The 14,982-nt window shown below is 64.2% G+C and carries 12 protein-coding genes; 3 read left to right on the top strand and 9 right to left on the bottom strand.

Annotated features, from left to right (window positions below; genetic code table 11):
• Together KY379_RS08390 and KY379_RS08385 are read right to left on the bottom strand one after the other, a co-directional pair.
• Nucleotides 1-2,178, bottom strand: a complete 2,178-nt coding sequence (locus tag KY379_RS08390; RefSeq protein WP_133329730.1) for an FUSC family protein — start codon at nt 2,176-2,178, stop codon at nt 1-3.
• On the bottom strand, nt 2,175-3,704 hold the full coding sequence (locus KY379_RS08385; RefSeq protein ID WP_196171516.1) for an efflux transporter outer membrane subunit: 1,530 nt from the start codon (nt 3,702-3,704) through the stop codon (nt 2,175-2,177). The genes KY379_RS08390 and KY379_RS08385 overlap by 4 nt, the downstream gene beginning before the upstream one ends.
• Nucleotides 3,705-3,895: 191 nt before the next feature.
• On the opposite strand from KY379_RS08385, the gene KY379_RS08380 reads away from it, so the two are divergent.
• A complete protein-coding gene (locus KY379_RS08380; RefSeq protein WP_133329726.1) occupies nt 3,896-4,843 on the top strand; it encodes a LysR family transcriptional regulator in 948 nt (315 codons plus the stop codon).
• Between the two features lie 110 nt (nt 4,844-4,953).
• On the top strand, nt 4,954-5,931 hold the full coding sequence (locus tag KY379_RS08375) for a 2-hydroxyacid dehydrogenase (protein WP_196171515.1): 978 nt from the start codon (nt 4,954-4,956) through the stop codon (nt 5,929-5,931).
• A 22-nt stretch (nt 5,932-5,953) separates the two neighbouring features.
• Here the strand turns inward: KY379_RS08375 and KY379_RS08370 are convergent, their stop codons facing one another.
• The 4 genes from KY379_RS08370 to KY379_RS08355 form a co-directional block, all read right to left on the bottom strand.
• Nucleotides 5,954-6,922, bottom strand: a complete 969-nt coding sequence (locus tag KY379_RS08370; RefSeq protein ID WP_133329722.1) for a glycosyltransferase family 2 protein — start codon at nt 6,920-6,922, stop codon at nt 5,954-5,956.
• Complete coding sequence (locus KY379_RS08365; RefSeq protein WP_133329720.1) at nt 6,919-7,314, bottom strand: GtrA family protein; 396 nt, start codon at nt 7,312-7,314, stop codon at nt 6,919-6,921. Before KY379_RS08365 ends, KY379_RS08370 begins: the two co-directional genes overlap by 4 nt.
• Complete coding sequence (locus KY379_RS08360) at nt 7,308-8,831, bottom strand: glucosyltransferase domain-containing protein (RefSeq protein WP_261239635.1); 1,524 nt, start codon at nt 8,829-8,831, stop codon at nt 7,308-7,310. The genes KY379_RS08365 and KY379_RS08360 overlap by 7 nt, the downstream gene beginning before the upstream one ends.
• A 90-nt stretch (nt 8,832-8,921) precedes the next feature.
• Nucleotides 8,922-9,821, bottom strand: a complete 900-nt coding sequence (locus tag KY379_RS08355) for a DMT family transporter (protein WP_133329716.1) — start codon at nt 9,819-9,821, stop codon at nt 8,922-8,924.
• A 140-nt stretch (nt 9,822-9,961) separates the two neighbouring features.
• Here KY379_RS08355 and KY379_RS08350 point away from each other — a divergent pair, with 140 nt between their 5' ends.
• The gene (locus KY379_RS08350) at nt 9,962-10,837 is read left to right on the top strand and encodes a helix-turn-helix domain-containing protein (RefSeq protein ID WP_196171513.1); all 876 of its coding nucleotides are present in this window, start codon (nt 9,962-9,964) and stop codon (nt 10,835-10,837) included.
• A 50-nt stretch (nt 10,838-10,887) separates the two neighbouring features.
• Here the strand turns inward: KY379_RS08350 and KY379_RS08345 are convergent, their stop codons facing one another.
• The 3 genes from KY379_RS08345 to KY379_RS08335 all read right to left on the bottom strand — a co-directional run bounded on the left by KY379_RS08345 (nt 10,888) and on the right by KY379_RS08335 (nt 14,981).
• The gene (locus KY379_RS08345; protein ID WP_261239636.1) at nt 10,888-13,278 is read right to left on the bottom strand and encodes a TonB-dependent siderophore receptor; all 2,391 of its coding nucleotides are present in this window, start codon (nt 13,276-13,278) and stop codon (nt 10,888-10,890) included.
• Between the two features lie 147 nt (nt 13,279-13,425).
• The gene (locus tag KY379_RS08340) at nt 13,426-14,409 is read right to left on the bottom strand and encodes a FecR family protein (RefSeq protein ID WP_261239637.1); all 984 of its coding nucleotides are present in this window, start codon (nt 14,407-14,409) and stop codon (nt 13,426-13,428) included.
• Nucleotides 14,406-14,981, bottom strand: a complete 576-nt coding sequence (locus KY379_RS08335) for an RNA polymerase sigma factor (RefSeq protein WP_133329708.1) — start codon at nt 14,979-14,981, stop codon at nt 14,406-14,408. Before KY379_RS08335 ends, KY379_RS08340 begins: the two co-directional genes overlap by 4 nt.
• Nucleotide 14,982: the final 1 nt, after the last annotated feature.

The following is a 14,982-nucleotide window of genomic DNA, read 5'->3' as shown; positions in this document are numbered from 1 at the left end:
TCAGGGAGCATCGTGCAGTCCTTTCGCCGGAGCCAACGGCGACTGTGGGTCGAGCAGGGAAGAGCGGATGAAATGCAGGTAGCTCTGCACGCGCCGCAGCACCGAGGTGTCGAAGTGTCGGGCGAACGGCTCGTCGGTGGCCTGCACGCGGCTGATAGCGTGATCCACCGCCACCAGGGCACGTTCGTGGTTGCTGGCATTGGGTTGCAGGAACAGCCGGGTCAACGCCCGGCCCATGACGCGGATGGCCTGGCGCCATGGCTGCGATTCGGCATAGGCCGGGTGAACCGGCGCGCGTGCCTGCTCCTTACGCAGTTCGATGATGGCGTGGCCGATCTCCAGCACGGTGAACATCCACCCCATCAGTTCGCTCTGCACCTTGGGTTTGCCGGCGGCCAGACCATATGCCTGGTGCAGCAGGTCACGGGTGCGGCTCTCGAACGCCGAGCCGAGCCCACGCAGCCCACCACCGATGGCGAACAGCACCTGCTCGCGCAGTTCCAGTTCCAGACGACTCCACAACCAGCGGCTGTTGGGCGGCAGAATGATCGCTCCGGCCGCCGCGCAGACGAACATGCCGATGACCATGCCGATGTAGTCGTTGATGAAGGTATAGGGGTCATACACGGTGAGGTTGTTGGGCACCGAGCCGATGGCGAAGAACACCAGCAGGCCGATGCCATAACCGGCGTAGGCCGGTCGTGACGAGAGGAACGCGCCCAGCACGAATACCGGAGCCAGGACCATGCACAACAGTGCGAAACCGTCGATCCAGGGAAACACGAAGAAGGTTTCGAAGAAACCGATGAAGGCGCCCAGGGCCGTGCCGCAGGCCATCTGGAAGGACATGCGCTTGGGGTTCGGCGAAGCAGCCGACAGGCCCACGGTGACCGTGGCGATCAAGGTCATCATGGCCCCGCTGGGCCAGTCGCTGAGCAGCCAGTAGCTGCCCAACAGCAACAGTACCGCCGAGGCCCGTACCCCGGCGGCAAGCGACACCAGCCAGCTGGTCTGTGCCACATACGGCTCATCCCACTGCTCACGCTGGTGGCGGTGCGCGGCCAGCGAAGCGTGGGTCTCGGCGTAGCTGTACATCTCGTCGACGAAGCGGTAGAGCAGCTCGAAGGCGGTGTGAAAGTCGAGCAGATCCGACTCGCTCGGCCCTGTCGCCAGGTAGTCGGCACGCAGGCCGCGTACCTGGGCCTGCAGGCCTTCCTTGTAGGCGGCCAGCTCCAGGGTCAGGCGCAACGCGTCGGCGTCGGTCAGGGCACGGCCGACGTAGGGCTGCAACAGCTCGATCAAGGTTTCCAGGCCTGGTTCGATAGCGCTGACGATCTGCGCAGGCCCACGTGCACGCAGGCGTTCGATGAGCCGGTGCAATGCGTTGAAGCGCGTGGTGATGGCCATGAACTCACTGTTCATGCGCACCAGCCGCCCCGAGCGGCGCCGCATGTGCGGGTCTTCGAAGGCGGTGACGTTGCGCAGGCTCTCGAGCCCGACGGCCTCGGCGACGAAGCGCACGTTGCTGGTTTCGAAACGGTCGCGCTGACTGTCGCCGCGCAGCGCCTCGACCACCACTGCGGCGAACACGCCAAAGCGCTGGTACAGGGCGTTGCGCATGGCCGCGCTGGCCGACTGCGGCAGGATCGCGGCGCTGACGAAGGTCGACACGAGGATGCCCAGGGCGATTTCCAGTACCCGCCATATGGCAGCCATGAACGCCTGGTCAGGGTGTTGCAACACTGGCAGGCCGATCATCGCTGCGGTGTAGCCAGCCAGCACGAAACCGTAGGCGCGGAAGGTGCGGTAGCGCATGGCGCCGGCCGAGCACAGGCCGACCCACAGCGCGAGGCTGGGCAGGAACAGCTCGGTGTTCTGCGGGAACAGGGCGATCAGCACCACCGCCATCGCCGAGCCGGCCAGGGTACCGAGCACCCGGTAGAAACTCTTGGCGAAGACATGCCCGCTCTGCGGCTGCATGACGATGAACACGGTGATCATCGCCGTGCGCGGCTGCGGCAGCTCCAGGCGCATGGCCAGCCACAGGGTGATGAAGGCAGCGGCCAGCACCTTGAAGATGTAGACCCAGGTCACCCCATCGGTACGCGCCCAGGCGAAGAAGCCTCGGCGCCATTCCAGACGCTGCAGCCAGCGCATGGGCAAAGTCAGCGCGCTCATTCGGCGTGGTCCGCCTGCCGGTCGAAAATGGCCAGGGTGGCCGGGGTCTTGGGCGGCGCCTGACGCGCTTGGGCGGGTACGTCATTGCCGGCCTGCAGGCCACCCCCCAACGCCGTCACCAACTCGGCATGGGCGATCAGACGCGCGGCCTGGACCTGCTGCTGGGTCTGCTGTTGGCGGAACAACAGGGTCTGGGCGTTGAGCACGTTGAGGTAGTCGGTGAGGCCACGCTGGAACGCGATCATGGCGATGTCGTAGGTCCTCTGCGCGGCAGCCACCGACTCGGCGGCGAAATGCGCTTGCTCCTTCATCGACTGGCGGCGGATCAACTGATCGGAAATGTTCTTCAGCGCACCGATCACAGTCTGGTTGTAATGCGCCACAGCCACGTCGTAACCGGCCGAAGCTACGCCCAGCTGCGAGCGCAGGCGGCCGCCGTCGAAGACCGGCAAGCTGATGGCCGGTCCGACGTTGTAGTTGAACTTGCGCCCGGTGAGAAACGCCAGCGGACCGCCACCGGTGGCCATGAAGCCGAGGCTGCCGACCAGGTCGACGTTGGGGAAGAAGCCGGCGTGGGCGACATCGATGCCACGAGCCTGGGCGGCGACCTGCCAGCGGCTGGCGACGACGTCGGGGCGCTGGCCGACCAGCTCGGCAGGCAGCGTCGACGGCAGTTTCAGTGGCGCGGCCAGAGCCAGGCTGGGTCGCTGCAGCTGCGCGCCCTCCCCCGGACCCTTGCCGGCCAGGGCCGCCAGTTGGTTACGGGTCAGAGCGATCGCCTCGTTGAGGCTGTCGATCTGGCGATGGGTTTCGGGCAGCGGCGCCTCGGCCTGGCTGACCTCGAAATGGGTGCCGATACCGGCGTCCAGGCGACGCTTGGCCAAGGCCAGGATCTGCTCCTGCTGCTCGAGCTCGGCCTTGACGATGTCGCGCTGGGCAAAATGCAGACTCAGCTGGATATAAGCCCGCACCACATTGTTCTGCAATTCCAGTTGCGCCTGGCGAGCCTCGGCTACGCTCATGTGCGCCTGGTCCACGGCCTGCTCGCTGGCATTGCGCTCGCGCCCCCAGAGGTCGAGGGCGTAGCTGAAACCGATGGCCGCGTTGTTGTCCCAGGTGTTGGCCCCGGCCAGCTCACCCGGGCCGTAGAATTGGTCTTCAGGCCAGTTGTGCCGCTTGAGCGTGGCCTGACCGTTGGCCTGCAGCTTTTCTGCCGACTCGACCACACCGGCCATGGCCTTGGCTTCACGTACCCGCGCCATGGCCATGGCCAGGGTCGGGCTACCAGCCACGGCCAGTGCCACCCAGCGATTCAATTGCGGATCGCCATAGGCCTGCCACCACTGCTGGTCCGGCCAGTGGGCGTCGGTCGCGGCTTGGCGTATGGCCGCATCGGTGGTCAGGGTGTTGGCTTGCAGCGTCTTGCTTTGCGGGGCGATGCCCCATGTTCCGATACAGCCGCTCAAGGTGAGGCTAAGGGCACAGGCACTGAACGCCTGAAGCGTTCTGATGATGCGACGCGGCACAGCTGCGATTTCCCGAGGAAGAGGTGGAGGGGCCGGGCAATTCTAGGGGGCCGCTGCACTGGCGATAAGCGTATATTCCTGCGAATCTTTGTTACCGAAACAGCGATAATCCGCCTTTGGTCGAAGGCAGAATTTAATATCTTCGCCGTTACTTCGTGACACAATTTCGCCCTCAACTTCGAGAGTGACCCATGGACACCCTGCAAAACATGCGAGCTTTCAGTTGCGTCGCCCAGCTCGGCAGCTTCACCGCCGCCGCCGCGCAACTGGATACCACCACCGCGAACGTCTCGCGGGCGGTCTCCAACCTGGAAGCCCATCTGCAAACCCGTCTGCTCAACCGCACCACCCGGCGCATCGCCCTGACCGAAGCCGGCAAGCGCTACCTGATGCGTTGCGAGCAGATCCTCACCTACGTGGAAGAAGCCGAAGCCGAGGCCAGCGACGCCCATGCGCGCCCTGCCGGGCAGTTGAAGGTGCACTCGATGACCGGCGTCGGCCAGCACTTCGTGGTCGATGCCATCGCCCGCTACCGCGAATCGCACCCCGACGTGACTTTCGATTTGACCATGGCCAACCGCGTGCCTGACCTGCTCGACGAAGGCTACGACGTGTCCATCGTGTTGGCCACCGAACTGCCGGACTCCGGTTTCGTCTCGCAGCGCCTGGGCATCACCTACAGCATCGTCTGTGCCTCGCCGGATTACGTGGCCAAGCATGGCTTCGCACACAAGCCGGTCGACCTGCTCAAGCATGCCTGCCTGCGCATGGTCAGCCCGGTGATTCCGCTGGAAAAATGGCTGTTCGACGGCCCGGAGGGCCAGGAGATGGTCAACATTTCCACCTCGCCGTTCCAGGTCAACTCAGCCGATGCCATGAAGACCGCGATCCGTTGCGGAATGGGCATGGGCGTGCTGCCGATCTACTCGGCGATCGACGGCTTGCGCGACGGCAGCCTGGTGCGGGTGTTGCCCGAGTATCGGTTGCAGGAGCTGAATTTGTACGCGATCTACCCGTCTCGCCAATACCTGGATGCGAAGATCAAGACCTGGGTCGAGTACCTGCGCAACTCGCTACCGGAAATCCTGGCCGCCCATGAGGCCGACCTGAAAACCCATGAATTGTTGATCGCCAACTGAAGAGAGGCAGCGGCAAGCTACAAGCGGCAAGAAAAAGCAGATTTGTGCATCCCGGGCTTTTTCTTAAAGCTTGCAGCTTGTAGCTTGTAGCTTTTCTCTGGAAGTAGCCCATGAAAAAGACCGTCCTGGCCTTCAGCCGCATCACCCCGGCCATGGCCGAGCGCCTGCAGCAAGACTTCAATGTGATCCTGCCGAACCCCAAGCTCGGCGACATCAATGCCCAATTCAACGAAGCCCTGCCCGAAGCCCACGGCCTGATCGGGGTTGGCCGCAAGCTGGGCCGAGCCCAGCTCGAAGGGGCTGGCAAGCTGGAAGTGGTGTCGAGCGTGTCGGTCGGCTACGACAACTACGACCTGGACTACTTCAACGAGCGTGGCATCGCCCTGACCAACACCCCGGACGTGCTCACCGAAAGCACCGCCGACCTGGGCTTCTCGCTGATCATGGGTTGCGCCCGCCGCACCGCCGAACTGGATGCCTGGACCAAGGCCGGCAACTGGCGGGCAACCATCGCCCCGCAGCACTTCGGCAGCGACGTGCACGGCAAGACCTTGGGGATCGTCGGCCTGGGTAACATCGGCGCCGCCGTGGCCCGGCGCGGTCGCTTTGGCTTCAACATGTCGATCCTGTATGCCGGCAACAGCCGCAAGACCGCGCTGGAACAAGAGCTAGGCGCGCAGTACCGCAGCCTGGAGCAACTGCTGGCCGAGTCCGATTTCGTCTGTATCGTAGTGCCGCTGTCCGACGCCACGCGCAAGCTGATCGGCGCCCGTGAGCTCAAGTTGATGAAGCCGAGCGCCTTTCTCATCAACATCGCCCGCGGCCCGGTGGTCGACGAAGCGGCGCTGGTCGAGGCGCTGCAAAAAGGCACCATCAGGGGTGCCGGCCTCGACGTGTACGAAAAGGAGCCGCTGGCAGAATCGCCTCTGTTCCAGTTACCCAACGCCCTGACCCTGCCGCACATCGGCTCGGCCACCGCCGAAACCCGGGAGGCCATGGCCAATCGGGCCATGGACAACCTGCGTGCGGCGTTGCTCGGTGAGCGGCCACGCGACCTGGTCAACCCGCAAGTGTGGAAGGCTCACTGATCCCCCGCCGGCACCTGCCCCATCAGCCCTCGGCTGTCGGGGCAGGCCTACCTGGTTGGCGGTTGGCGCTGCGCCCGACGACCTCCCGCACCACGTAACGTGGACGGTGCTTGGTTTCCTGGTAGATGCGTCCGATGTACTCGCCGAGAATGCCGATTCCGATCAGTTGCACGCCCCCCAGAAACAGCATGGTCACGATCAGCGATGGATAGCCCGGAGGGTCGCTGCCGTGCAGCAGCTGGTCGATGATCCGGTACGCGGCGAGCATCAACGCCGACAACGACACCCCGGCACCGATGTAGCTCCATAGCCTCAGCGGCACGGTGCTGAACGAGGTGATGCCATCGAGGGCGAGATTCCACAAGCGCCAGAAACCGAACTTGCTGCAGCCGGCGACACGCTGCGGCCGGTCGTACTCGACGACCTCGGTACGAAAGCCGACCCACGACAACACGCCTTTCATGAACAACTGCTGCTCCGGCAATTGCCTGATCGCCACCACCACCTTGCGGTCGAGCAGGCGGAAGTCGCCGACGTTTTCCTCGATCGAGGTCGAGGCGATCCTGTTGTGCAGACGGTAGTAGAGCCCGGCAGTCCAGCGCTTCAAGGCGCTGTCCGATTCACGGCTACGGCGTTTGGCCAGGACGACTTCGGCACCGTTGCGCCAACGCTCGATCAACGTGGCGATGAGTTCAACGGGGTCTTGCAGGTCGACATCCATCGGCACCACCACATCGCCATCGGCATATTCCAGCCCGGCGAACAGCGCAGACTCCTTGCCGAAATTACGCGAGAAATGGATGACTGAAACCCACTCGTCGGCCCTGGCCAGGTCCGCGCAGATGGCCTCGGTGGCATCGACGCTGCCATCGTTGACGAACAGGATCTCGACGGTGATGTCCCGCAGCGACGGTTCCTCGCGTACCGTGCGATAGAAATGCCCGAGGGTGTCCTCCTCGTTGAATACCGGGACGATCAAGGTCAGCTTCATGGCTCCCTCCGTTTGAATACCACAGTGCGCGAGTAGACATAACCGATGACCAGGCTGGCGGCGGAAAAACTCACCAGGGTCAGCCACGCGGCCAGACCAGCCCGATCGGCCAATGCGCCGAGCAGCAGGCTCAGGCTGCCCATACCGGTCAGGAAAAGCACATAGCGCGCGCCTGACGGCCGCACCGCGAAGGTGAAAAGCGCATTGGCGAAATACGACAGGCTTGCCGCCGCGCCGAAGGCAACCAGGTTACTCAGCGCTTGGCTGAAACCTGCGTACAGGTGCAGGACAATGAACACCAGCCAATGAAAACCTGTGTTGAACAGGCCGACCAGGGCATATCTGAACGGTTCTCGAGCCGGAGCCTTCGGCTGCTGCAGGCCTCTCACCATGCGCTTTGCTCCTCAGGCTCCCGAGGCGCGTTCAAGAGCACTAGCGCGTACTCATCCACGCGATAGACGGAAAAGAACCTGGTCTTGACCACTGGGAGGGGGTTGCGCTCGCGCAACGACAAGAAAAAGCGCTTGGTGACCCGGTTAACCTGCGTCAGCCCCGCGCGCGGCAGTGCTTCGCTCAAGACCCAGTCTTCGAAGTTGAGGATCGGACGCAAGACCGGCATGGCCTTGAAGGTGCCCCTTGCCGCAGGCAGCCACTTGCCTTTTTCATGCTGGCCGTAGAGATAGATGCGGTGGATGCCCTGTAGCCGAGGATGAGTCTGGAGGGTCGTGACCAGCGTGTACACGAACGCGTGCTGCAGTTCTTTTTGCAGCAGCAATACCCGCCCATAGGCAAACGCCATCGACAGCATAAGTGCCAAAGGCAGCGCCAGCACCCACGCCAGCCTAGGATGAATGGCGACCAGCGCGCGGCGGGCGAGCCATGCCAGCATCACCATCACCGCCCCCCATCCCATGAGCAGACGGGCCCCATGCTGGAAGTGGGCAAGTACCAGCGCCACCCCCGATATCAGGATATAAGCCGCTGGCAGTGTGAGCAGTACCAGCCCCCCAAGCGCATACGTCTCGATCCGTGCCGAATGCCCGGCCCAGATTTGCATCAGCGTCAGCTTGAGGCCAACCATGGCAAGGACCAACACGCCGATGTACACCCAACCATTGGCGGCGGTCGCCAAAAGCGCAATGTCCTGCCCTATCAATTCAAGCCGTGCGAGTATCTCGGCGGGCAACTGGGCATCGACGGACACAAGCCTGGTGCGCTGCTCGACAGTCAGCCGATAGGCCGTCTGATGGTAGAGCAGGCAACCCACCGTGAGTTGTCCCAAGCGCAAGGCCAGGCGCCGGAACACCGGTTTGCAGGCCAGGCCACTGCCGACCTGATGGAGGATCTCGATGCAACAGAGGATGGCGAATACATTGATTGCGGGTTGGTAGAGGCTGAGCACCGCGGTGAGCAGCAGACTGCCCAGCAACCAGCGCCAGGCACTTCCTGATCCTGCCGTGATCGCCCACACGCAGGCTGCCAGCGCCAGTCCCATGGCCGGCCCATCGTATTGATAACTGAGGTTCTGCAGAAAGAACGGGCTGAACCACAGCGGCAGCACCACCAGGACATCGGCAAGGACAGGCCGCTCGAAGTAATGCGCGGTAAGGCTGGCCAGGGCCCTGGCGACGATCACCACTGCCAGCAGCAGCGGCAGGGGAAAAAGGTCTGGCGCAACCCCGGCGCCACCCAGCACGGCGTACAGCCAATCGACCAGTATTCGCCCCTGCCCTGCCCAGGAATTGGCCCTGCCCTCGATCACGCCCGCCGTCATCGAGCGCCAGATGTCATCGATGTAGGCGTAATCGGCCAGAATCAGGGGCAACACGTGCAACGCCAATGCCGCCATGAATATCAGCCACAGCTGACGCTGCGACAGCGCACTGCCCTGCGGCGGGGTTTCCAGCATCCGTTCGGCTCCACGCAGCGTGAATGCCAACCAGTCTCCCCCGCCACACCCTGCTGCGCACCTGGCAGTTCTAACAGTTGCGCGCTGAGCTCACCTTTGCGCCCCTAACGCCGGCATCGGCATTCTTGGCTTGCGAAACACCAGTACGTTACCCGCCATGACCGCCAACAATCCCAACAGCGCCGGTGGCGTCCACTGATAACCCTCGGCGTAGGCCGACACGTTCAACGCCACCAGTGGGAACAGTACCGTGCAATAAGCCGCCCGCTCCGGGCCCATCCGCCCGACCAAGGTCAGGTAGGCGGTGAAGCCGATCACCGAACCCGGGATCACCAGGTACATCAACGAACCGAGGTAGCGGGCGCTCCAGTCCATGGCGAACGGGATACCGCTGAACAGACAGTACAGCACCAGCATGCCGGCGCCATAGAGCATGCCCCAGGCATTGGTGGTCATGGGTTTGAGCCCAGCCTTCTGCTGCATGCTCGAAAGCATGTTGCCGGCCGAAAAGCACAGTGTGCCGAGCAGTGCCAGGCCCAGACCGTACAAGGTCTCGCGGCTGGCAGCGTGGTGCGACAGTTCGGGCCAGAACAGCAGGCCTAGCCCAACCAGGCCCATGGCTCCGCCGCCGAGCACGTTGCCGGCGATCTTCTGACCGAAGAACAGCCGTGCGTTCAGCGCATTCCATAGCGTCGCGGTGGAAAACACCACGGCGATCAGGCCACTGGCGATCCACTGGCTGGCGGTGAGAAAACACATGAAGTTGACGCAGAACAGGCACAAGCCTTGGGCCAGGCAGATCAGGTGGCCGCGCCGGTCCATCGCTTGCAGGCGGCGGGTGAGCAATAGGATGGCGAACAGCACCAGGCCGGCCAGGGCGAACCGGTAGGCAATGGAAACCGGGATGGCGACCACTCCCAGTTGCAGTTTCAGGGCGATCCAGGTGGTTCCCCAGATGAGTACGGTGAGCAGATAGAGCGAGAGGTTCATGGCGCGGTTCCTTGGCTGCGTTGCCCGATCAGTGTTTCCTCGCCCGTCCCTGCTCCGCTTGCACAATCTTGCGCTTTTCCATCGCCATCCGCTGCCATCGCTGCCGGACAGCAGTACGATAGCCGTCAGAGGAATCGCCTATGACCCCATTGACCCAATTGCAAGTGTTCAACGCCATGCACGCCTCGCCCCACGCTCGGCTGGAGCTGAGCGCGCACCTGGGCGATGGCTTGGCGGCGGCGCTGTGGAGCAACCGCGACGATGCCCGGGACTATCAGGCGCCGAGCCACCACACGTTGTCGTGCTACATCGCCGATGGTACCGGCACCTTCCGCCGCCAGCGCCCTTCAGACAAAGGGGCACCGGACAAACTGTGCATCATGCCGGCGGGCCACGAGTCGAATTGGGTAGTCAACGGACCGATCCGCCTGGCCCACCTGTACATCAGCGAGGCGCAGTTCGCCCTCGGCTGCGTGCGCCTGCTCGACCGCGAGCCTCGGGAGCTGCAACTGCAGGAGGCGACCTTCCTCGATGATCCCCGTCAATCGCTGCGCTTTCGTCAGCTGATTGGCTTGGCCTGGGAGGAGCCTGCCGAGCGACTGATGGCCAGCAGTCTGGCGCACGAGATCGTCGACCATGCCGTGCTCAGCCAGGTCGGCCTACGCCAGGGACTGCGCCTAAAAGGCGGCTTGGCGCCGAGCCTGCGCCGACAACTGGTCGACTACATCGAAGCGCATCTGGATCAACCGATCACCTTGGGCGAACTGGCACTGCGCTGCAACCTGTCGGAATACCACTTCGCCCGCATGTTCCGCGCAAGCTTCGGCTTGCCGCCGCACCAGTATCTGCTGGCCCGCCGCCTGCACCGGGCGTGCCGCCTGCTGCGCCTGGGCGACCTGCCGCTGGGCCAGGTGGCGCTGGCCTGCGGGTTCGCCAGTGCCAGCCATTTCAGCAATCGCTTTCGCCAGGCCGTCGGGGCGACACCTGGCGAGTACCGTTTGGCATTTGCTGGGTGAGGGTCGTGGGCGGCGCTTCGGCGTCCTGATCGACCCGCGAAGCAGACGTCTCAGAACTCGAAGGTACTCGACAGGCTCACCTGCCGCGCATCGCCGATGGCGACGAAATACTGGTTCACCGCGGAAGTGTAGTAGACCTTGTCGAACAGGTTCTTCACGTTCAATTGCAAACGCACGTTGTGCTCGTCGAGCTTGGTCTCGTAGCTGGCGAAGGCATCGGCCACGGTATAGCTGGGCAGATCGAAGGTGTTGGTCGAGTTGCCCGCCCGCTTGCCTACGTAACGCGCTCCGGCACCAAAGCGCAGGCGGTCGCCGCCGAACAGACTGCCGAAGTCGTACACCGCCGACAACGACCCGCTGTGCCTGGCCACGTTCTGCAGACGGTTACCCTTGAGTTCCGGGTCCTTGGTCACCTTGGCATCGGTGAAGGCATAGCTGCCGATCAGGCTCCAGCGATCGGTCAACTGCCCGGTCAGGTCGAGCTCGACACCCCGCGAGCTGACCTCGCCGGCATTGCTGTACACCGTCTCGCCCGAGGTGCTGTCGAAGTTGGATACCAGCACATTGCGCTTGGTGATGTCGAACAGCGCCAAGGTGCCGGTGAGTTGGCCGGGCATGTCGAGCTTGGCGCCCAGTTCCCACGACTTGCCCTCCTCCGGCGCAATCGACGAATCGATCGTCACGCCGCCGGACAGCGGCGCGATGGTCGAGTTGGGCTTGAACGACTCGCTGTAACTGCCATAGAACGACAGTTGATCATCCACCTGATACACGATTCCTGCATGCGGCACCCAGGTCTGGCCGTCGATGTCGGTGTTGGCCTTGAACGGACGGCCACGGCCGGCGTACTGGTCGTACTGCTGGAAGCGTGCGCCGGCCACCAGGATCCAGTGCTCGTCCAGGTGCAACGCGTCCTGCACGAACACGGACTCGGTGCGCAGCTTGTCGGTCTGGTCGCTGTCGCTGGCGCGCACGTTGGTACCCTCGACCTCCTGGCCGTACACCGGATTCAGGTAGCTGAAGGTCGACTGGGCGCTCTGGCGGATCAGGTCGCCGCGGTAGATCTTGCGGTCCTCATGATCGACCCCGAGCAACAGGTCATGGCGCATCCCCGCCAGCTCCAGGCTGCCATCGAGGCTGACGGTGACGAACTGGTCGCGGCTCATGGCGTTGTGGGTGCCGTCGATGCTGCGGGTCAGCGTGCCGGCGGCTTCGTCCACGCCAGTCACGCGAACCTGGCTGGCGTCGTAGGTTTCCCGATTGAAGCTGTAGCCTGCGTGCAGCTTCCAGTCTTCGCCGAGCTGATGGTCGAGCTCCAGGCGATACAGGTCCGAGCGCCCTTCCATGTCATTGAACGGCTCGTCCAGGCGCCGCGTGGCTGGGATATTCAGCGGGTGGCCATTGCTGCCGAAGGCCGTGCCGCGGTCGAAGGGATAAAGGAATTCGCGGTGCTCGTAGGCCAGCACCACCTGGGTGTCTTCGCCGAGCCAGGCCAGCGATGGCGCCACCATCGACTCGCGATGGACACCGTAGTTGCGCCAGTAGTCCTCGTCCTCATGGTCGACGATCAGCCGATAGGCCAATGGACTGTCCCCCAGCGCACCGGTGCTGTCCAGGCCGCCGCCGCTGCCGTTCTTGCCACTGCCGTAGGTCGAGCCGCGCAGGTTCAGCGCCGTGTAAGGCTGCAGTTGCGGGCGCTTGCTGACCACGTTGATCACCCCGCCCGGGTCCTGGATGCCATACAGCAACGAGGCCGGTCCCTTGAGCACCTCGACCCGCTCGGTACTGGCATTGAGGTTACGGCCCTGCACCACCGGCATGCCGTCGCGCATGATCGAGCCGTCGCGGTTGTCGCCGAAGCCGCGCTTCATCACCGTGTCGGCGGTACCACCGAAGTTGTTGCCCTGGGTGATGCCACTGACATTGGCCAGGGCGTCATCGAGGTTACGTGGAGCCTGGTCGCGGATGACTTGGGCCGGTACCACGTTGATCGCCTGTGGCACTTCTTGGGTGCGGGCCTGCCCACGCATGATCGAAGCCGTAGCTGGGGGCTGGTAGCTGTAGCTATCCAACTGCGAGGTGATGGTGGTGGCCTGCAGACTCAGCGCACCGGAGCTGTCCAGTGGCTCGAGCGTCAGGGTATGGCCGTCGAGGCGGCGCCAGGTCAGGCCCGCGGGTTGCAGCAACTGTTGCAAAGCCTGCTCGGCGCTGAAGCGGCCGTTCAAGGCCGGAGCCTGGACTGCCGGTAGTTGCAGGGTGTAGACCACACTCTGTCCGGTGGCCTGGCTGAAGGCGTTGAGTGCTTGGGCCAGAGGCTGACTCGGCTGGGCGAAGACATGCACCGGCAACTGCTCGGCGGCATGGGCCAAGGGGGCGGCGAACAGCGCCGGATACAAAGAAAGACCGAGCCAGAGAGGAACGCAACGCGAGGTGAACTTCATGGACACTGACCTGTGAGAGGGTTATAGCTGCGAATGAATCGCACTTTCACCTACTACACGAATGCCGCATGCAGTTACCTCACCCGCTGGTGAAAATAATTTCCCTGCCGTGGCCCGCTCCTACAGGGGACGTTTTGGGTCGCAGGGTTAGCGGATAACGGTCAGGCGCCCGAGCATGGTATGCCGCGAGAAGCCCAACACCTGGCCCAGCGAGTCGAGCGCCTGCAGCGGCTCGCTGGTCGGGAAGCTGCCACTGACCTTGCGCTGGCCCAACTCGCTGTCGAGCAGCATGATCCGTCCAGGGTAGTAACGCTGCAGGTCGTCGACTACCTGGGCAAGCGGCACCTGGTAGTAGTTCAGCCAGCCCTGGCGCCAAGCCAGTTCACTGGAGCTGTCCACGGACTGGATAGCAGCAGCCTGGCCTTGGGCGTAGAGCATCTGTTGGTTGGCGGTCAGCTCACGCATTGGCTGCCCGGCAGCGGGCGTCACCCCGACCCGTCCGCTGCGTACCGTGACCTGGGTTGCAGCGCCCTGCTCGCGAACTTCGAATTGGGTACCCAGTACCCGGACCTCTCCCCCGTCCGCTTCCACCACGAACGGCGTGCCGGTGTGGGTCACCTGGAAGAACGCCGCGCCGCGCAACAGTCGCACGCGACGCTGGCCATGCGCGAAGTCGACGGCGATCGCGCTGCCGGCATCCAGGGTCAGCTGCGAACCATCGGCCAGTGTCACCTGGCGCAGTCCGTCGCCGCTGCGGTAGTCGGCTTGCAGATCCTGCAGCCAAAAGCCAGGGTGCCAGCCCGCGCCGGTACCCACCGCCAGCACCAGGCAGGCCGCTGCCGCCAAGGCACCGGCCCGCTGACGCCAGCGACGCCGAACGGGTGGTCGGGCCATGGCCTCGAGGTAAGGGCGCAGACTATCGCGCTCCAGCTCGGCCAACTGCGCCGCTGGCCCGGCGCTGCGCTGCCACAGCGCCTGGGCCTCGGTGTAAGCCTGGCGGTGCGCCGGGTCGGCCAGTAACCAGCGCTTGAATGCAGCACTGTGCACTTGCTCGGGATGTTCGTTGATGCGGCTCAACCAGCCCAGGGCTTCCTGGGAGGGATCGCAGAGGTTGGCATGCTGGCGGTTCATCGTCTGGCACTCCCTGGCCCGCGTGCTGGCATGGCGGGCTCGGCGACACTCGCCTTGCACGCTTCGAGGGCGCGCATCATATGCTTTTCCACCGCGCTCTGGGACAGTTGCATGGCCTTGGCGATCTCCGCGTACTTGCAACCGTGCACCCGGTTGAGCAGAAAGATCTGCCGGGTGCGTTCCGGCAAGGCGCGCAGCGCGGCTTCGATGCGTTGCAGGTCATGATCGACTTCCAGGGCGTGCTCCGGAGCCCCCGCCGCCTCGCCGTCCTCTATGCTCATGCTCGCTTCGGCCAGGCGCTCGCGGCTGCCTTCGCTGCGCAGATGGTCGATGGCCAGGTTGCCCGCGCAGCGCAGCAGATAGGTATCCAGCGCCTCGACCTTGACCTCAGGACGCCGCCAGAAGCGCAGGAACAGCTCCTGGACCAGGTCCGAGGCGGTGGCGCGGCACCCGACCCGGCGGCTGACCAACGCCTCCATGCGCGCCCGCTGGGCCAGGAAAACCTGAAGAAAGCGCGCCCGACCGTTGGCGCTGTCGGCCTCAGGTTCGGCGATGTGGCTCGGTTCGCTCACC

The organism is Pseudomonas sp. HD6422, assembly GCF_025377065.1.
GTDB lineage: Bacteria > Pseudomonadota > Gammaproteobacteria > Pseudomonadales > Pseudomonadaceae > Aquipseudomonas > Aquipseudomonas putida_U.
The sequence above is the reverse complement of the archived record's forward strand: the minus strand, read 5'-3'. Positions and strand labels throughout refer to the sequence as shown.